Annotated in this window: 17 protein-coding genes; 4 read left to right on the forward strand and 13 right to left on the reverse strand. The window is 48.8% G+C overall.

The window, feature by feature from the left end; translation table 11 throughout:
• Nucleotides 1–30: 30 nt before the first annotated feature.
• The 5 genes from M891_RS0102080 to M891_RS25975 all read right to left on the reverse strand — a co-directional run bounded on the left by M891_RS0102080 (nucleotide 31) and on the right by M891_RS25975 (nucleotide 5,348).
• Complete coding sequence (locus M891_RS0102080; RefSeq protein ID WP_028537639.1) at nucleotides 31–792, reverse strand: response regulator transcription factor; 762 nt, start codon at nucleotides 790–792, stop codon at nucleotides 31–33.
• Nucleotides 785–2,578: a cache domain-containing sensor histidine kinase gene (locus M891_RS0102085; protein ID WP_176222375.1), complete on the reverse strand. Its 1,794-nt coding sequence runs from the start codon at nucleotides 2,576–2,578 to the stop codon at nucleotides 785–787. The genes M891_RS0102080 and M891_RS0102085 overlap by 8 nt, the downstream gene beginning before the upstream one ends.
• A 236-nt stretch (nucleotides 2,579–2,814) precedes the next feature.
• Nucleotides 2,815–3,126 carry a hypothetical protein gene (locus tag M891_RS0102090; protein ID WP_028537641.1) on the reverse strand — a complete coding sequence of 104 codons (312 nt, stop codon included), beginning with the start codon at nucleotides 3,124–3,126 and terminating at the stop codon, nucleotides 2,815–2,817.
• A gap of 97 nt (nucleotides 3,127–3,223) precedes the next feature.
• Nucleotides 3,224–3,937 (reverse strand): hypothetical protein, encoded by a 714-nt coding sequence (locus tag M891_RS25970; RefSeq protein ID WP_028537642.1) that lies wholly within the window; start codon nucleotides 3,935–3,937, stop codon nucleotides 3,224–3,226.
• Nucleotides 3,938–3,971: 34 nt separating this feature from the next.
• Nucleotides 3,972–5,348, reverse strand: a complete 1,377-nt coding sequence (locus M891_RS25975; protein ID WP_028537643.1) for a glycoside hydrolase family 3 N-terminal domain-containing protein — start codon at nucleotides 5,346–5,348, stop codon at nucleotides 3,972–3,974.
• A gap of 176 nt (nucleotides 5,349–5,524) precedes the next feature.
• Between M891_RS25975 and M891_RS0102105 the strand changes: the two genes are divergently transcribed.
• The 3 genes from M891_RS0102105 (at nucleotide 5,525) to M891_RS0102115 (ending at nucleotide 6,933) form a co-directional block, all read left to right on the forward strand.
• On the forward strand, nucleotides 5,525–5,719 hold the full coding sequence (locus M891_RS0102105; protein WP_028537644.1) for a hypothetical protein: 195 nt from the start codon (nucleotides 5,525–5,527) through the stop codon (nucleotides 5,717–5,719).
• Entirely contained in the window at nucleotides 5,712–6,053 is a 342-nt protein-coding gene (locus M891_RS23165; protein WP_051134907.1) for a hypothetical protein, read from the forward strand. The genes M891_RS0102105 and M891_RS23165 overlap by 8 nt, the downstream gene beginning before the upstream one ends.
• A gap of 142 nt (nucleotides 6,054–6,195) precedes the next feature.
• Nucleotides 6,196–6,933 carry an EcsC family protein gene (locus M891_RS0102115; RefSeq protein ID WP_028537645.1) on the forward strand — a complete coding sequence of 246 codons (738 nt, stop codon included), beginning with the start codon at nucleotides 6,196–6,198 and terminating at the stop codon, nucleotides 6,931–6,933.
• A 3-nt stretch (nucleotides 6,934–6,936) separates the two neighbouring features.
• Here the strand turns inward: M891_RS0102115 and M891_RS0102120 are convergent, their stop codons facing one another.
• The 3 genes from M891_RS0102120 to M891_RS0102130 form a co-directional block, all read right to left on the reverse strand.
• The gene (locus tag M891_RS0102120; RefSeq protein ID WP_028537646.1) at nucleotides 6,937–7,917 is read right to left on the reverse strand and encodes an aldo/keto reductase; all 981 of its coding nucleotides are present in this window, start codon (nucleotides 7,915–7,917) and stop codon (nucleotides 6,937–6,939) included.
• 102 nt (nucleotides 7,918–8,019) lie between these two features.
• Nucleotides 8,020–9,714 (reverse strand): M3 family oligoendopeptidase, encoded by a 1,695-nt coding sequence (locus M891_RS0102125; protein WP_028537647.1) that lies wholly within the window; start codon nucleotides 9,712–9,714, stop codon nucleotides 8,020–8,022.
• A 150-nt stretch (nucleotides 9,715–9,864) separates the two neighbouring features.
• On the reverse strand, nucleotides 9,865–10,590 hold the full coding sequence (locus tag M891_RS0102130; protein WP_028537648.1) for a gamma-glutamyl-gamma-aminobutyrate hydrolase family protein: 726 nt from the start codon (nucleotides 10,588–10,590) through the stop codon (nucleotides 9,865–9,867).
• A 251-nt stretch (nucleotides 10,591–10,841) separates the two neighbouring features.
• Between M891_RS0102130 and M891_RS0102135 the strand changes: the two genes are divergently transcribed.
• Nucleotides 10,842–11,303 (forward strand): hypothetical protein, encoded by a 462-nt coding sequence (locus M891_RS0102135; RefSeq protein WP_232228265.1) that lies wholly within the window; start codon nucleotides 10,842–10,844, stop codon nucleotides 11,301–11,303.
• A 65-nt stretch (nucleotides 11,304–11,368) separates the two neighbouring features.
• On the opposite strand, the gene M891_RS0102140 is transcribed toward M891_RS0102135, so the two are convergent.
• From M891_RS0102140 to M891_RS0102160, 5 genes are all read right to left on the reverse strand, one after another.
• Nucleotides 11,369–12,463 (reverse strand): ABC transporter substrate-binding protein, encoded by a 1,095-nt coding sequence (locus tag M891_RS0102140; protein ID WP_028537650.1) that lies wholly within the window; start codon nucleotides 12,461–12,463, stop codon nucleotides 11,369–11,371.
• Nucleotides 12,464–12,478: 15 nt separating this feature from the next.
• The gene (locus M891_RS0102145) at nucleotides 12,479–13,240 is read right to left on the reverse strand and encodes an ABC transporter ATP-binding protein (protein ID WP_028537651.1); all 762 of its coding nucleotides are present in this window, start codon (nucleotides 13,238–13,240) and stop codon (nucleotides 12,479–12,481) included.
• A 3-nt stretch (nucleotides 13,241–13,243) separates the two neighbouring features.
• Nucleotides 13,244–14,335 (reverse strand): FecCD family ABC transporter permease, encoded by a 1,092-nt coding sequence (locus M891_RS0102150; protein ID WP_232228266.1) that lies wholly within the window; start codon nucleotides 14,333–14,335, stop codon nucleotides 13,244–13,246.
• 130 nt (nucleotides 14,336–14,465) lie between these two features.
• Complete coding sequence (locus M891_RS0102155) at nucleotides 14,466–15,944, reverse strand: Lsa family ABC-F type ribosomal protection protein (RefSeq protein ID WP_028537653.1); 1,479 nt, start codon at nucleotides 15,942–15,944, stop codon at nucleotides 14,466–14,468.
• A gap of 311 nt (nucleotides 15,945–16,255) precedes the next feature.
• The gene (locus M891_RS0102160; RefSeq protein WP_157268741.1) at nucleotides 16,256–18,661 is read right to left on the reverse strand and encodes a polyprenyl synthetase family protein; all 2,406 of its coding nucleotides are present in this window, start codon (nucleotides 18,659–18,661) and stop codon (nucleotides 16,256–16,258) included.
• Between the last annotated feature and the right edge of the window lie 49 nt (nucleotides 18,662–18,710).

Consider the following 18,710-nt stretch of genomic DNA (forward strand, 5'->3'; position numbering starts at 1 on the left):
TGTGTCTGGAAGTCGGTTTGCTAAGAAGTTCTACTGTTGCATCGCCCGGTAGTCTCCCGGCGTCACACCGCATTCCTGCTTGAACACTTTGTAAAAATGAGCCTGACTTTTAAAGCCGATCGCATTGGCAACCTGCTCTAACGGAAGATGGGGCAGTTCCCGCAAGAGCACTTTGCCCTTCTCAATCCGCAGGCTTCGCAAATACTGAACAAAGGTCTGATCCGTCTCCTTCTTTAGTAGACTGCATACATAACTCGGATGAAGGTCCAGATATTCCGCGACGTCTTCCAGCGAGATATCCCGCATATAGTTGCTTTGGATAAAGTTCTTAAACCTCCGGATGTTGTAATTGCTTCCCGGATGATTGACTTGGCCGGACTTCTGCTTCGTGTTCTCCTCCTTGAGCGTTTTCCGCTCCTCAACAATCTCCATCGACAATCGATTTAAGAGGTTGGACAGCTCCAGGTGATCCACCGGCTTCAGCAAATAATCTTTGACCTGAAGACGGATCGCCTTCCGGGCATATTCAAAGGTTTCATAGCCAGTCAAAATCACAAAACGAGTCGCCGCCTGCTTCTCGGTAACGGCCAGGATCAAATCCAGTCCGTCCAGCTCCGGCATTTGGATATCGGTAATCAGGACGTCCGGTTGGAACTCTTCTGCGATCCGCAGCGCTTCGACACTGTCGCTAACCCCTACAATATCCGTGAATGGCGTCTTCATTTTACGAATCAGATGCTGCATGCCTTTGACAATAATAGCCTCGTCGTCCACGATCATCAGCTTAAGCATGGCGTCCTCCTTCACGTCCAAGAAAGGTCGTTATCGTCGTTCCTTGCCCTTCAATGCTTTGAATCGCAAGCCCGGCTTCATTTCCATAGAAAGCTTTCAGCCGCTCGTTCACGTTATGCAAGCCAATCCCGCCGGAAGAAGAGAGTTGGTTGACCGCCAGAACGCCCTCCAATACTTCATGAATGCGTGACAACCGTTCTGCCGGGATCCCGGTTCCGTTGTCCGCTATTTTCAACACCACACCGGCTGCCTGCTGGGTCATTTCCAAACGCAGATTTGCCGGCCCTCTAAGGTTTTTGAACCCATGGAGAAGGCTGTTCTCAACTAAAGGCTGCAGGATAAATCTTGGGCAAGGAATCTGAAGCGCTTCCATATCAATCTGGAAATCGATTTGAAGCTTATCCCCCATCCTCACTTGATGGATGTCGAGATAATGTCGAACGTTCTCCAGTTCCTTACCTAAGGTGCTGACGTCCTTCGTTTTGGACAAGCTGTATCGGAGAAGCTTCCCCAGCTTTTGGCCAATTTCCGCGACCTCATGATCTTCGTTCAGCGCAGCCAGCATACACATCGTTTCCAGCGTGTTGTACAGGAAGTGGGGATTGATTTGCGCCTGCAGCATTTTGATCTCCGCTTCCTTCTTGAGCAGTTCCGTTTGCTTCACCATCTGTGTCAATTCATCCACCCGGCCGATCATCAAGTTGTAGGAAGAAATCAGAAATCCGATTTCATCCGAACCCCCTTCCCCGGAGTATACGGCTTGCTTCGGATCCTCCACTCTTCTTAAGTGGCGGGAGAACCGGACAATTCGCAAGGTAATCGACGTGGCGATCGTAAAATAGACTACGGATAACCCGGTAAGCAGGAGGATTCCCACACCAAGCGAAAGTCCAGTCGTCTGCCAGAAATCCAGAGCATCTCGCGTGTCATACACCTTTACCACCGTCAGGTTAAAACGTTCTATTTTCGCGGCACCTATCAAGTATCGATGATCTTTCGTGAAGAAGGTGGTTATCCCCGCTTGCGGCAGCTGATGGAGAATCTCCCTTTTCTCCCGTTCCTTCAGCTTGCTGTCCGGCTCTTCATACAGCAGGTTCCCGCTGTCATCCGCCACGATCTTCCATACGTCTTCCGGGCTCTGCTGGGCATCGAAGAACTGTTTAAAGAGGCCATCGTTTAACGAGATTTGCAAGACGCCGATGGAACGGGTGTAGCTGTTATTGTACATCTTGTGCAAATAGCGGATCGCGGGAAGCACGTTCAGCGAATCCGATTTCTCGTAAGCCCAAAGCCCCTTGTTCGGAGTAAGAAGCTGAACTTCCTCAGCCTGCGGTGTATCAGTAAATCTGGCGATATCCTGAACTTCAGGGGAAAGAATTGGAAGATCCGGATTCGCTTTATACATGGTAATTTTGTCGACCAGCTGGTTGGAAATGTAGGCAAAGGAGAAGGTTGGACTAATCTCCCGCTTGTACCTGTACGCCTCCGCCCAATCGGTTGCGCTGAATCCTCCCAAGTAATCCGTCAGGCTGGTGTTGTTTTGAAACAGGGCATGCATCGCTTCGATTTTCGTCAGATCGACCTCCAAGTTCCGGTAAGACTGCTCTAACATCTGAGATTTCCCGCTCTTCAAGTGATCCAGCTGATTGTTGTACATCTGTCTATAAAAGATAAATCCAAATACGGCAAACGGAATACAGATCAGCAGGATATAGCCGATAAACAATTTGTGAACCAGGCGCAGATTGCGCAAGCGTGCTGTAATCGGTTGCAAAATGGAGTTCATGAACTTTTCACCTTCGGCTTCCATTTAGTTTCGCCCTATTATAGCACGTCATTTTGATAGACAAAGCTGGTGAATCTATCGTTTTCGAAAACTTACCTTCATTATAAAATTGCCTCGTTTGATCCGGTACTTTCGATTTTTTATGTTTGACTCCTTATTTTTAAGGAGTTTGTTGTTGCGGCTGGAAAAACAAAATAACCCGCGCACATGCACGGGTTATCCATCCTCAATCTATCTCAAAGCAAGGTCACCTTCTGAAAAGTATTATCCTTCATCGTTCGCACGACGCGAATATTTTTGATGTTCGTAGGATGCCCAAGTACGGTTTTGAACACCCAGTAGGGAGCTAAATCTCTGATTTCAACTTCTTCCCCTAGCTCTGTTTTGATGAGATGGATAAAGTCTCCCATGTTTGGAGCTTGTCCAACCTCTTTAAAGAAGGAGATTTGTCGAAAGGTTCGCTCCCCAGATAAGGAGGTGATTTCCAGGGTTGTGGTATATTTTTCCTTGGATTTGATTTCATTCTCCTGATCCTTGTGCTCTGCCATGTTAATGATTTCCCTCTCCACAAAATTTTTTCTCTATGATTTATATCGACCGAGGGTAGAAAATAAATTATCTCTTTCTTTTCATTTCTTATATTTTTCATTTTTGCCTCGATTGCGCGCCCAATGGCAAGACTCCCTCTGCCTTTAACTGACCAAGCAGCACCTGGATCGCCGCTTGGGTGTTGGGCTCTTGTGTTCCGTAAACGGCAAGCGCTGAGCGCACATTCTGCACATACATCGTTTCGTACGGATTGCCAAGGGATAACAGCACGTACCGCTTATTTGCCTTGTTTAGCGTATCAACCACCGTTTGAATATCGGACCATCCGAACTCACTAGCTACGTTACGGAACTGATAGGAGGCTAAGATGACATAATCCGCTTGCTCTATCGTCTGAAGCGCCCCTGATGTATTGCCTTGACTCATCACGGCAATCTCCGTTTTTAGCGACAGGTTGCCGGCAGCTTGGGTCAGCTGTCTTTGGAGCTGCTCCGCTTGCTCCTGATCGGATGCCGCAATAACAACCCTGTCACTTGGTTGAATGGAATCAGGATTTGCACCATCACGGCTGGCGAGGACCGTGACTGCTCGCTCTGCAATTTCCCGCTCTACCGCCCGATGTTCCTCAGAACCAATCGTTTTGAGCGCGCTGAACTTCTGAGTAAGGGGATCCTCTTCATCAAATAATCCGTATTTCGCTTTCAACTCCAAGATACGTTTCACTGACTTGTGGATCGTTTCCACCGGAATCCGCCCCTTCTTCACTGCTTGAACCAGCGTTTCATGGGCAGCTTCCGGATCCTGCGGCATCAGAATAATATCAACGCCCGCATTAACAGCTCGTTCAACCGCTTGCTTTTCTCACATGCTCATTCTCAATCGCCGGAAAGGCGATATGTGCGGTCATGATCATCTCCACACCGCCTTCAATCGCGGTCCGAAACGGCTTCAGCTCCACCGCATCAAGCCGCTCCCGGTTATGCGTCAAGACGGGCAAGCCCAAATGGGAGTCCACGGTCGTATCCCCATGCCCTGGAAAATGCTTCACAGCTGCGATCACCCCAGCTTGACGCAGCCCTTGAATCGTGTCGAGACCAAGTCGTGATACCAAATCCGCGTCCGCACTAAAGGAACGCATCCCGATGATGGGATTATCTGGATTACTGTTCACATCGAGGACCGGAGCAAAATTGACCTGCAATCCCAGCGCCCGCAACTCCTCCCCTGTGAGCTTTCCCGCCGCTTTAGCCAGTATCGGATCTCCGGATGCGCCCAGCGCCATCTGACCTGGCAGATTCGTCCCCCCGGGGATGCGCTTAATCACGCCGCCTTCCTGGTCAATGCCAAGAAAGAGCGGAAGTTCTCCGGCTTCTTTTTGCAGATCATGGGTGAGCTGCACGACCTGACGGGCATTCACGATGTTTTTATCAAAAAGAATCATCCCGCCCAAATCCAAGTCCTGAACGGTGCGTTTTAATCCTTCATTTACAGTAGTGGTCGCTTGGCCATTCCATTGACGGATGTCAGGCATCAACATTTGGCCCACTTGTTCGCTCAATGTCATATAGGAGATCAACTTGTCCCAGTCCTGCAACGCGATGGCCGCTTCACGTTCAAAGCGAATCACCCGGGCGAGAAACACCGAAAACTCTGCCCGCGTAACGGAACGATCTGGCCGATACGTGCCATCGGTATACCCGCCGATCAGTCCATTGGAGCTCATGAGTTGAATGGGCTCAGCCGCCCAATGGTGCTGAACATCTGTTAAGCTAACCGACATCCCCCCTGTCGTAAGCGCATATGCGCGAGTTAAAAATGCAGCGGTCTCCGCACGACTCATCGCTGCATCTGGATGGAAGGAACCATCGGGAAACCCGCTGGCCAGCCCATAGTGCTTGGCAATGCCAATTTCATGATAAAAAGGATGGGTTGATTGTACATCCGTATAACTTGGGCTTACCGCCCCGGATTGCAGTTGCTCCGGATACAGCTCTCTTACGAGAAAAGTTACGGCCTGCGCCCGAGTCACTGGTTTCTCTGGTGCAAACTTCCCATTTCCAACTCCAGCAACAGTTCCCCTGTCCGCCATATAGGTAATGCTGTCTTCCGCCCATTTCACATGCTGGAGATCCGAAAACCGTTCTTCAGCTGCAGCACTCCCTGCCAAAATAAACATGGAGCTGAGAACAGCACCTACCATCGTCATCATTTTAAGTTTCATCTGTCTACCTCTCTAGTTGTCTTGTAAAAGGTTAGACGCTTCCGTTGTTTGTATAGTTGCGTTACGTCCGTTGTTGAAACTGCTGGAAAAAGACAAAGGATAAGCTCGGCAACCAAAGGTCATACTACGTACATTCCGTATTATCCTTTATAGATGGTGGAAGGAGTGCAAATAAGATGAGCAAAGCCGGCAAACGCGGGCATGTGGAGTTTCGTCCGCCAATGGTCCAACTGGCAGCGGATCTGCCGGGGGATGAAGACATGCGCGAACACTTGAATGATCTGAAAATGAATGATGGTTTTCAGGGATCCTGCGGCCCCCTCATGTCAAACGCAAACAGCAAACGAAAGGAAGCCGATGCAGATGAATGAGCAGCTTCAACCTGTGATGGATTGGCTTGAGGCGCATATCGGCGGCAATTTGCATATCCGCAAGCTAGAACAAGGCGATCTCGACGAGATCAAACTGAAATTAGAACAGAAAGGGATCCATGACGATCACAGCCATATGTTTGATGATTATACCGGCGGGCCTGTCTTGTATTTGCGGGGTGAAGGTTGGATCATCCAACCTGGCGGCACGGAGGTTCCTCTTCCCCAGGATACGTATCTCATTCCGGTAAAAGAGTTGAAGCAAGCCCATATCGACGGTCACACCATATCAGTAGAGACGGGGCGTGCCCGTTATGACATTACGGATGCCTAGGCTTATTATCATTACCCCCTAAAAAATCACCTTGATATCCTGGACTAAAGTCAAGGAACCCAAACCGCCTTCGGTCCATACAATTTCAAGATGATCTTCGATACACTAAACATAACTGAGATCTTTTGAAGGGGGCGATTGGGTGAGTTACGAACAGCAGGTGCGGAAGGAAATCGCCGTATGGGAGCACAACATGTTTAAGCCGGCGGGATGGTTAGAGAAAACGTCAAAGTCCATCAGTCAGCGAGTGAATCAACTGATCCCGCCGAAAATGCACCAGATCATTACGACCACCATACGCACCATCGTGCGCACGGCGCTATTTGGGGCGGAATATACGCCAAAGCGTCCGGTCCAGCGCGGAATTAAACTGGAAACCGCGGATCAAGAAGCGAACCAACTGTTTCGCTTATATCAAAAAATTGCGGTAGCCGAAGGCGCAGGAACCGGAGCTGGCGGTCTAGTGCTGAATGCGGTAGATTTTCCGGCATTCATTGCCATAAAAATGAAATTTCTTTTCGAACTGGCTCATGTCTATGGATATGACACGAAAGTATTTTCCGAACGTGTGTTTATTCTCAAAGTATTTCAAATGACGTTCGCCAGCCCGCATAACCGTGCTAAGATCCTACACTCCATCAAGCAGTGGCATATCGAACAAGAGCAATGGGCAAGCGATACCCCATATGCCAACACATTGGACTGGGAGACCTTTCAGATTGAATATCGCGATGCAATCGACTTCCGGAAAATGCTCCAGATGGTGCCTGGGATTGGAGCGCTTGCGGGCGCTTGGGCGAACTACACCATCCTGGAAGAGCTGCGTGAATTCGCGATGAACGCGTATCGCTTGCGTAAACTGTACGATCCGGCGAGATGACCCTTACTCAGCCCCCACCACCGGATGCGGTACGTACGGTTCTTCGAGATAGGCCATTTCCTCTTCGCTGAGTTTGACCGATAACGCCCCCACTGCATCTTCCAAATGCGATACTTTCGTTGCGCCTACGATGGGTGCAGCGACCTGTTCCTTCTGCAGCAGCCAGGCCAGCGCAATATGTACTCGAGGAACACCGCGTTTTTCCGCCAGCTCTGCTACACGCACAATAATAAAGCGATCCGCCGCTGCGGTGGAATCATACTTGGATTTTTGAATCACATCGGTTTCCGAGCGTTGGGTGGTGACCGAGGCATCGCGAATCAAACGTCCGGAAGCAAGCGGGCTGTAAGGCGTTAGGGCGATATTTTGATCTTGGCAGAGCGGCACCATCTCCCTCTCCTCTTCCCGATAAATCAAGTTGTAGTGGTTTTGCATAGAAACAAACCGGGTCCAACCGTTCTTCTCCGCAATATGCTGGGCCTTCTGGAACTGCCAGGCATACATGGCAGAAGCACCGATATACCGGGCTTTCCCCGCCTTCACCACATCGTGCAGGGCTTCCATCGTTTCTTCGATTGGCGTGTTGTAATCCCAGCGATGGATAATATAAAGATCCACATAATCGGTACCCAACCGTTTCAAGCTTTTGTCGATTTCACTTAAAATAGCTTTCCGCGATAACCCGGCCCCGTTTGGCCCCGGATGCATGCGTCCCCATACTTTGGTTGCGAGGACAATCTCGTCACGGTTCGCAAACTCCTTAAGAATGCGCCCTGTGATCGCTTCGCTGGTCCCCGCTGCGTACACGTTGGCTGTATCAAAGAAATTGATGCCCAGCTCAAGCGCTCTTCGGATGATCGGGCGCGCCTTCTCTTCATCCATCACCCAGGAATGCCATCCCGGCACCACTTCACCAAAGCTCATACAACCCAGGCAAATTCGGGATACGTCTAATCCTGTATTCCCTAGTTTCACATAATCCATCGTTCATTCCTCCAGGCGATGAAGTCTTATCTGCTTTATTATCTCTCAAAGAAAAAGACGTCTGCAAATCAAATCGTTTGCAAACGTCGAATAGGTAATTTATTAGAGTGCGCTATCGTCCACCCCGTCCAGCCACGCTTCAATGCTGCCGATCACCGAGGTGACGCAACCGTCTTCAAACGGAGAAATCAAGCCGGCCGTTTGAACCAGCTCCGTAAAGGATTGACTGCCGCCTTGCTGGCATAAGCGCAAATAGTCAGCCCACGCCGCTTCGCGGTCTTCATGCATCTTCTTCCAGAACTGAAACGCGCAAATCTGCGCCAGGGTATAATCGATATAATAAAACGGCGAATTGAAGATATGTCCTTGTTTATGCCAAAATCCGCCCCGTTCCAAATAGGCGTTATCCGCATAGTTTCGGTAAGGAACGTACTTGCGCTCAATTTCCCGCCAAGCTTGCTTGCGTTCCGCCGGCGTTGCCTCCGGATGCTCATACACGTAATGCTGGAATTCATCGACCGCCACGCCGTAAGGAATGAAGATGACGGCACTTGCCAAGTGATCGAACCGGTACTTATCGACTTGTTCTTCAAAGAATAAATCCATCCAAGGCCAGGTGAAAAATTCCATGCTCATCGAATGAATTTCGCAGGCTTCCAGCGTTGGGAATTGATACTCCGGCACCTCAAAGCCGCGGCTCTCGTACATTTGAAATGCATGCCCCGCTTCATGTGTCAACACATCGATATCGCCGGATGTGCCGTTGAAGTTGGAGAAAATAAACGGTGCCTTATAATCGCTAATAAAAGTACAGTACCCGCCGGCCCGTTTCCCTTGCTTGGCGACCAGATCCATCAACCCATTTTCCGTCAGGAAGGTGAAGAATTCATCGGTCTCCGGAGACAACTCGCGATACATCTTCGCCCCGTTCTTCACAATCCAGTCCGGATCGCCCTTCGGCACTGCATTCCCGGATTTAAAAGCAAAGCTCTCATCATAGTACAGCAGCTGGTCCACGCCGATCCGCTGCTTTTGCCGTTCCTTCAGCTTGGTGGCAACCGGCACAATATGCTTGAGCACCTGGCTTCGGAAGTTCGCAACCTTCTCGGCATCGTAATCCGTCCGCGATAACCGGGCATATGCAAGCTCTACAAAGTTGCGGAATCCCAGCTTCTTGGCGATCTTGGTCCGTACTTGCACCAACTCGTCATAGATCCGGTCAAGCTCATCCTCATGCTCGGCCAAGAAACCGTACGCCGCTTCGGCTGCACGCTTGCGAACCTCTCGGTCCGTGGATTGCTGGAACGGAATCAGTTGGGAAAGGTTGCGTTCTTCCCCTTCAAACGGGATTTTCGCGGAGGCGATCAGTTTGGCGTATTCGGTGGTCAGTTTGTTTTCCCGCTGCAGATCCTCGATGACTTCAGGGCTAAACGTCTTTAACGACAGCTCGGCCAGCCGGAACAGCTGACGCCCCCATTTTTGCTCCAGTTGGGCACGGAATTTTGAGTGAACTAAGGCCCGGTAGTAGTCTGTAATCGATTCCTGTACAACCGGGCCTGCTTCATCATAGAAGTCCTGTTCCGCTTTATAGAACTCATCGTTCGTATTGATCGTGTGCCGAACACCGGCGATCTCCTGCATCGTATCGAAGCCGCTGCGAAGTTGATTGATTTCCCGCATGATCCGGTCTTGCTCTTCGTAAGACTCCGCACTTGCAAATCCTTGAAGAAGCTCCTTAAATCTCTGTTGGAAAGCTTGGACATCGGGCCGTTCATATCGGTATTCACTAAATTTCATGGCATGCACCTGCCTTTACGAGGATTAGATAATTTTGGAATTTACAAGAATACGAACATTATACTAAATCCTCTTTCCTGATCGCAATCACGACACGCTATGTCAGCTGTGTACGCCACGGTACATTGGTTTAAGTCTGACGAAACGAACTTATCTTTCTCCCTGACAAGCTTTCACAAACGCTGTAAATAGTTTAAAGCTAGGTTCATCTTCCTGATACATAAATTCAGGATGCCACTGTACCGCTATCATAAAGCGTTGATTTGGCATCACCACCGCCTCAATTAAACCGTCTTCCGCTGTTGCTGCGGCAACCAGCGGCTTCGCCAGCTCTTTAATCCCTTGGTGATGGTAGCTGTTGACTCGCAGCGAATCCGTCTGGAGAATTTGGTGAAGCTGCGTGCCTTCCGCCAATTTCAACTGGTGGACGGGCTGAGAATACGGCGGCTTTTGCTTATGTACAATCGAGGAACGGGTCTCGGGCTGAAACTGCAACGGAAGATCTTGGTATAACGCGCCTCCCAGCAGGACATTAAACAACTGCAATCCGCGGCATATCCCAAATGCCGGCTTGTCCATTTGAAGAACATGTTGAAATAGAACGGATTCCATGGTATCTCGGTCTTTGCAGAGGGTTCCGCAAACCTCCATGGTTTCTTCGTGATAAAGCTCGGGATTTACGTCATGACCTCCAGTGAAAAGAAAGCCGTCCATCGTTTGGGCCAGGTTCCAGAGGATCTCGGAGTCTGTCGTTAGGGGCAACATGACGGGGATTCCGCCGCTCACTTCGATACCTTTCATATAACCGGGGAGCATCCAATAACTCTCTTTGTGTTCATCATATAAGGGCAATACACCAATCATCGGTTTTTTCATTTTGATGGCCTCCACGCTGCGATTATCGAGTTTTAGAACTACGATACAAAATTGAACATTGATCATCCATTCACAAAATGCTAAAATATTTGTATCAGTGTGCAGCAAAAACGCAGGGCCATCTGAGGTGGCTGTGCGTTTTTTTGTGCAAAATCTGCTCGTCTGCCATCTGAAATACTTGAGATTTGGGAGATGAAACCATGCCTAATGAAATAAGAGTACCTTGGAACGCAAAGGAAGGCCTAATTTACATGTTGATCGTATCGATTATCTCGGTCAACACCATCGCTCCGCTGATTATGGGGTTTGAAATGGGGTTCTCGAAGACAAATTACCTGAAGACGCTGCAAATCCTCCCGTTGATGTGGATAATTGTGCTGTGTTTGGTCAACTTTGTAGCAAAACCTCTTGTAGGCAAACTGATGGCTAAATTTACGAAACCGACGGACAGCTTTAATGCGAAAACGTTGTTTAATATTTTCTTCAGTGTCTCTGTATTGTCGATCTGCTTGACGGTCATTGGATCGTGGGTTGGACAACGTCATATCAGTCTCGATCCGATCCAAGGGTTCTTTCATCATTGGCCTAAAAACTTCTGCATCGCTTTCTGGATTGAGATGTTGATTGCTCAACCGATCGCCCGTTTCGTGATGAAGAAAATCCACGTCAAAAAAGTTGCCAAAGCAGCCAAAATGGAAAAGGTTGAAGCGTAATATACCAAGAATAAAGAAGGCAAACCGCAAATGCGGATTGCCTTCTTTTTGCATCTCCCTATATTTTATTTAAACAAATCCGGATACATTTCTTTCGCCAACTGCTCCATGCCATCAATCGTGTTGTAACCATAACCAAACATATAGTTGTAGTCAACTGCATAGATCTGTTTGTTCTTGATCGCTTTCATGTTGGACAATTTCGGATTGTTATACAGCGCCTCTTTGAGCGTGTTAGGATCCGATCCGTCATAGGTTCTCCAATCTGGTACGATCAGAACGTCCGGATCGGCCCCGATCAGCGATTCCACACTAACCTCGTCGCTGCTGTTATTTTCGAAGACGTTCTCCAGCTTCACCATATGGAACGCATCGTTAAAGAAGCTTTCCGCATGGGCGGCGTAGACGCTGACTTCATTCGGATCACTCATAAATAATAGAGCGAAGGTTTTTTCCTCGGTAATGCCCGCCAGTTTGGTGCTGATCACTTCTTGTCTTGCTTTTAATTCTTGTATAAATGCATTGGCTTTATCCTGCACATTGAAGATTTTCCCTAAATTCTCGATATCCTTGTAGACCGATTCATAGGTCCCCCCGGTAATCGAAGACTCTAAGACATACGTATTGATGCCCATATCATTTAACACGTCAACGGTGCCGACACCCCAATCGGCGTTCTCAAACAAACCGCCGCGCCCAAAGACCAAATCCGGATCCGTTCCCAGGGTCACTTCTTTCCCAACGTATCCATCGCTCAGAATATTCAGTTTGTTGTATTCCTCTTCCACTGCAGGGTCCGGTGCACCGAAGTTTGCGCCAACCCCGACAATTTTATCGCCTAACCCTAAATGCAACAGAAATTCAGCGGTGGGTCTTGTGTTTGCCATGATCCGTTCAGGAGCTTTGTCGAAGACTTGCTCCTTCTCTTTCCACTCCGTACCGCCTTCCGCTTTTGTGTAGTTCACGATCGTTAAGGGATATTGCGTGGCAGCTGCTTCTTGATTCTGAGCTTGGTTTTGAGCTTGATTTTCAGTTTGATTTTGTGCGGACGCCGAGCCGCTGCTTGTACTCGTGCTGCCCGTGCTCGTGTTTCCCCCACCACAAGCCGTTAATGCCAGCAATAATGTTAAACTTAAGGCAAACCATACTCTCTTCTTCATCCTTTGTTCTCCCCTCTAAATTCCATATGCGAAGCTTAATCCGTTCGTAATCGGATTGATATAGGTCTGGCATTTGATGTGATAAAGTGATTCAATCACTTCCGGTGTCAGGACTTCTGCCGGCTTGCCGTGCGCATAAACCTCGCCGTCCTTGATCGCGTACAGGTAATCGCAATAATGCGCGGCCATTTCCAAGTCGTGCAGCGCTGCCAACACACCGATTTCAAGCGATTTTACACAAGATAAAATCTCTAGCTGATAACGAATATCCAAGTGGTTCGTCGGTTCATCCAAAATCATGAATTTGGGCTGTTGCGCAATCGTTCTAGCTAGAATAACCCGTTGCTTCTCGCCCCCAGAGAGCGATAAATAACTGCGGTTTTTGTAATCGAGCAGATTCGTTCTCCTTAAAGCATCGTCTACGATTTCGTAATCCGTTTGCTTATCCGACTCCAGCAATTTTTTGTGAGGTGTCCGGCCCAACATCACCATTTGCTGCACCGTTAGATCGAAATGCATCTCATTAAATTGACCGACCACGCCTAAATGTTGTGATACCTTTTTCTCTGAAGTCTTTAATACATCCATATCATTCAGAAAAATGGTGCCTTTCTGCGGGACCAAGCTCTTGTAGATGCTTTTGAGCAGCGTCGATTTACCGCATCCATTGGGGCCAATTAGTCCGACAAACTGTTTGTTTTTAACGTGGATTGAAACATTTTTGACGATTTCTCTTTTTCCGATCTTGATCTCCAAGTGTTTCGCGGTCAATTCCATGCTTTAACCTCCGAAATTGTAACCTTTTTTCACGATCATATAGATAAATAAAGGCGACCCGATTACCGACGTGATGATCCCGATGGGTAATTCCACATTATGGATCAACGTTCTGGACAAAATATCCGACCATATCATGAACAGTGCGCCTAGAAGCAACGTCCCCGGCATCAATCGCTTGTGGTCCGCACCAAATAGGCCACGGGCGATATGCGGGATGATTAACCCGACGAATCCGATCATGCCCGCGTAAGCGACCATCGTACCCGTAATTAACGCAGTTAAGATCATGTACAATTTGCGAAAGATGCTTAAGTTGATCCCAAGCGTTATCGCAGATTCGTCGCCTAACAGCATCGTGTTCAGCACGCGGTGTTGAAACAGGAACAGCCCGCAGCCTAGAATCACGATCACTGCCAAGATCGGTGTTTTGTCCCAACTGGAGGAAGCCAAGCTGCCCATCGCCCAGAAGGTCACGGACTTGATCCCTTCGGCATCGTTGGCGATGTAAATGATCAAGCTGGAGAAGGAGCTGCACAATGCGCCGAGCACGACCCCGGATAACACGAGCTTCACCGATGTCGCTTTGCCTCCAATGCTGGAGAGAATCAGCACGGCGATCGACGCGATCATCGCACCAACAAAGGCACCAAAAGCAACGCCGAACTGAGACAACAGCGCGCCGCTGCCAAAGCCGATTAGAATGGCGAATGTGGCCCCCAGCGAAGCGCCGGACGAGATGCCCAGTATGTATGGATCCGCGAGCGGGTTTTGCACCACGGCCTGCATCACGGCTCCGCACAAGGCGAGTCCCATGCCGATGAGAAGAGCAAAGATGACACGAGGCATCCTAACTTGCAAAATAATGTTCAGGTAGGATTGGTTATCGATATGCTCCAGCGACCCCCATTGACCGTGTGACAAGAAGTTCAGCATAATGGTCATCGCTTGCTTAAATGGAATATGGACTTGACCAATGGATACGGAAAAAACCGCAGACACCCCGATTAAGACGAGTAATAGGAGGATAAAGGGGTAATAGAGACTCCCCATCTTTTGATTCGCAGCGGTAGTATTCAGAATTTCACCTCCCATTCAGCGATAATTCTGATAATGAGAATCATTATCATAGATATGATAATAAGATATTGTTCTTAAAATTACAATTCGGAATTTGAAAATTTTTAAATAAAAAACCGCGATGAACGCGGTTGAAAGTGTTTCTTTAGAGTTGTACGTGTTTGGTCGCAATCCGCTCGCAAAACTCGCGGTCATGCTCCACAAACAAGATCGTCGGCTCATAGCTCAGCAGCAAGTCTTCGATTTGCATGCGCGAGATGACGTCAATGAAATTCAGCGGTTCGTCCCAAACCAGCAAATGCGCTTTTTCGCAGAGGCTTTTGGCGATGAGCACCTTCTTCTTCTGTCCCCCGCTGTAATCCGCCATATCTTTCTCAAACTGCAGTCTGGAGAAGTCTAATTTCCGCAAAATAGCCTTAAACAAGCTTTCATCAATGTCATGCTCTCTGGCAAAATCGGTTAAATTCCCCTGCAGCCACGAGGTTTGTTGGGACACATAGGAGATCTTCAATTGGCTTCCTAGGCGTACCGTACCGGAATAAGCGATGTCCTCCCCGCAAAGCAGCTTCAGCATGCTTGATTTCCCGGAGCCGTTGCGGCCCGTCAGCACAATGCGGTCGCCTCGTTCGATCGTAAAGCTGATCTCTTGGCACACCTGGTTCTCACCGTAGTAGATCGAAACACGGTCGAATTCGGCAAGCTGCGTTTTATGGTAAGGCAGCTGGGCGATTTTTAAACTGTCCGAGGTTTCGATATTTTTGAGCAGCTTCGACTTTTCCTCAATCGCATTCTGTTGTCGTTGTTCAATCGATTTGGAGCGTTGCATCATCTTGGCCGCTTTATGACCGATGTACCCCTTATCTACCTTGGAGCCGGAATTTCGCGTGCCATTTTTCAAGCTTTCCACCTTATGCGACCAGTTGCTCGTCCGTTTGGCTGCTTCCGACAGGCGTTTGATGTCTTTCTGCAACTTTTCATTTTCGGCTAGCTCATAGTTGTCCTGGCGCCTTTTATTTTCCCACCAATCGGAGAAATTGCCCTTCTGAATTTCAATGTTCGTCTTGTTAATGGACAGAATGTGATCCACACAACGATCCAGAAAAGCCCTGTCATGAGAAACCAGGATAAACCCATTCTTGCGGTTTAAATAATTCCCCACAAGCTCTCGCGCTTCCATGTCCAAATGATTCGTAGGTTCATCGATCAGCAGGAAGTGATTCTCCTTCAAAAATAAGGCGGCAAGCATCACCTTGGTCTGCTCCCCATTGGACAAGGTTTCGAAAGGACGGTACAGCACATCATCCGACACCTGCAGCAAAGAAAGCTCACGCATGAGCTCCCACAGCTCATAGTACGGAACAATTTCCTCTACAACATCCAGCGTATGCTTCTCCGGATGCTTAACCTCAAACGGGAAGTAATCGAAGCTGACATCCGCGGAAATTTGTCCGCTGTATTCGTATTTGCCGAGCAGCAAATGCAGAAAGGTCGTCTTCCCTCGCCCGTTCCGCCCGGTAAACCCCAGCTTCCAATCGGTATCGATACGAAAGCTGACATCCTCAAAAATGTTATCGTAACTGCCCTCATAGGCAAACGTTAGATGGTTCACATGAATTAATGACATGAACAACATCCCTCCTGCATAAAAAAATGGACTGCAAGAAAGAACCCTTTCCTGCAGCCCAAAAATATTCAAAAAATCCTCCCCTGCCATCGGGGGATGGATTCAGAATATACGATTGGAGTGAAAGGATGAGATATCTTTCTTGCATAAGAAATAAACCATGAGAATGACGCTCGCATCACGGTTCCATCTTCTTAGCAAGAAATATCCATCCGTTTCAGCTCCCTCATTAAAGATAGTCGTATTTTAACATAATGAGGATAGGAGTTCAAGGTTTGACAGCAATGCAAATGGCTCTAATGACAACTGGCTTATGCTTTCCGGTTCATGATGTAATGCAGTAATTGCTTAAGAAAAGACGGAGGTTCGGGAAGCTCCTGGAGCGCTTCCATCGCCAAACAATAATGCTCCCACATCGCTTTGTTGGCCGCAGCCGTCCCCAACACAGTCACATAAGTCGAGTTGCCGTTTTCGATGTCCTTCCCGGTCGGTTTGCCGAGTAAACGCGAATCCCCTTCCCCATCCAGCAGATCATCTTTGATTTGAAAAGCGATGCCAGTGTGATAAGCAAATTTCTTGAGAACGGCGATTTCCGTTTCGTTCGCCCGTGCCAATATGGCCGGCGCCACCAGACAGGCTTCAAACGCAATCCCCGTCTTGTAGAAGCAAATGCGGTCAAGCTCCTCTACGGTTAATACTTTGCCTTTGGCGTTTAAATCCATCGCTTGCCCCATGCAAATCTCTCCGGCTTTCCGGGATAGGTATTGCAGCAATACCAGCACAGATTCATTGTCAAAACCTTTCAAGGATGCCTGCTCTTCCACCGCCTTCTGAATTAAGAAGATGCCTGTTAGCTCCGCAATGGCACTGTTATGCACTTCATGCAGCGTTGGTTTGCCGCGGCGGGATGGAGAATTGTCTTGAGACGGCAAGTCATCAAAGATGAGAGAAGCGGTATGCATGTATTCGAGCGCCCGGAACAACGGGGATAATGCAGCCGGATCTAGTCCGTAGACCTGCACGCCCATCACCCAAGCGATGATCGGTCGGAGCCGTTTCCCGCTTCCTTCCAGACTGTAATTGGCCGTCTCCACCAGAAGGGGATCTTCTCTATTTGAAGAAGATGCGGCACTAGGGATTGGCAATATCGCATTTACGTGCTTGCGAGCCATTTGAACAAGCTCAGCAAACGCTTCTTGCTCTTGCCGGCTCGTTCGCATCGTAATCAGCAGTTGGTCTCGCAGCCATTTGTCGTAGAAATCGACATCCACCGCACGATGAACCAGAAGCTGAATCAGCCCCTCCAGCTCCGGATGTCCAAGCGTAAATATCGCCATCACTTCATGAAATCGGTCCGCTCCAACCCGTCTTTGGTATCGTTTAAGTCCATTAATGGCGCGTGCCAAAATGATCTCGCGAGTTTGGGGTTCCGAACGGTAGACATGGTGGATCAAATGCGAAATGACCACCCAATACAACTCAAACGGATTGATCAAATCCGGTCGTTCATGCCGGTAGGTCAAATAATACGTATAAGGGGTGACCGCACCCGCTTCAAGATCAGCGGCCATATCTGCAAAATCGTCAGCCAACTGATTGTAAAGGCCATAATAGAAGACACGCTGGTCAAACCCCTCATCTTTCGGAGCGGAAATCACAGAACGAACGATCAATCGTGACGAGGCGGATTTTAATATGATAGGCAGGTATAGTTCCTCGTTAGAATAATGTGCATCATCCAATGTCTTGCAGCGATCGGCGTCTTGAGATTCAAAGAAGATATTGGATTGCTCGAAAAATACGTTCTGCGTGTCCGGATTCTGATAACCACGGATAAACTCATACGCTTCTCGAAGCTCCGTATGAATATATCGAACGAGCTCATGATGGCGACCGCTCCACTCCCCAAGCTCAGGGACAATCCCCGTTCGGATCGTCTTGCGGATCATCCGCGAATATTGGTCCTGCTCATCAGCATTTAAGGCTCCGGAATCAAGCAGATCATCAATAAACGGGTAGGTCAGCCCGTAATAATATCCCAGCTTGATTGCCTCTCCGAGCCGGCGTGAACGTTCTGCACAACCTGTCTCAGTTTGATCATCCATTTCGTCCATCACGTGTACGACGACGCCCAAGATGATTTTGATGAGCTTACGCTCGGCTTCCTCGGCGTTCATTTCCGGTGGGAGATAGGTTCGCACCCCCTTCAACCGCTCCATTACCCAAATGACCGCTTCCTCGACGCCCTCTCGCTGCGCCCAGCGATAGACGGAAGCGAGGCTCATCATCTCTTGCGAGAATCCGGTTCCGCCTGTTGCTTCTTCCGGTGAGACAAGCGTCTTCTTCAACCTTCCTACCATGCGTTGGATCTTGGTACGGGTTCGGGGATCGGATAAATCCTGACCGAGATCCCGCAAATACATATAGGAAACGCTACGCTCCAAATAATCATCCAGCTTCCCTGCACGGGCCAGCCATGCGAAAAACCGGGAACCTTCCGATGATTCGGGCGATTTGACACCGCGTCGCCAGATCGGGAGCCATTTCTGACGCGGAAGGTGCCTTTTTTTCCACCCTATGAAATCATCAAGCAGTCTGGGCACGTAACTCTTCGAACGGATGTGTTCCTGCAATACGTCAAAGTAACGTGCGGCTTGACTCTCGGCCTGTTGATACCACCTGTCCACTTGTTCCGTGTTTGCCTTCATTATCGTCATCCATGCATCCCTCGGCTTATTTGGGTCTTCTTCCGAGACCATTATCTTT

The organism is Paenibacillus sp. J14, from assembly GCF_000518465.1.
Taxonomy (GTDB): domain Bacteria; phylum Bacillota; class Bacilli; order Paenibacillales; family Paenibacillaceae; genus Fontibacillus; species Fontibacillus barengoltzii.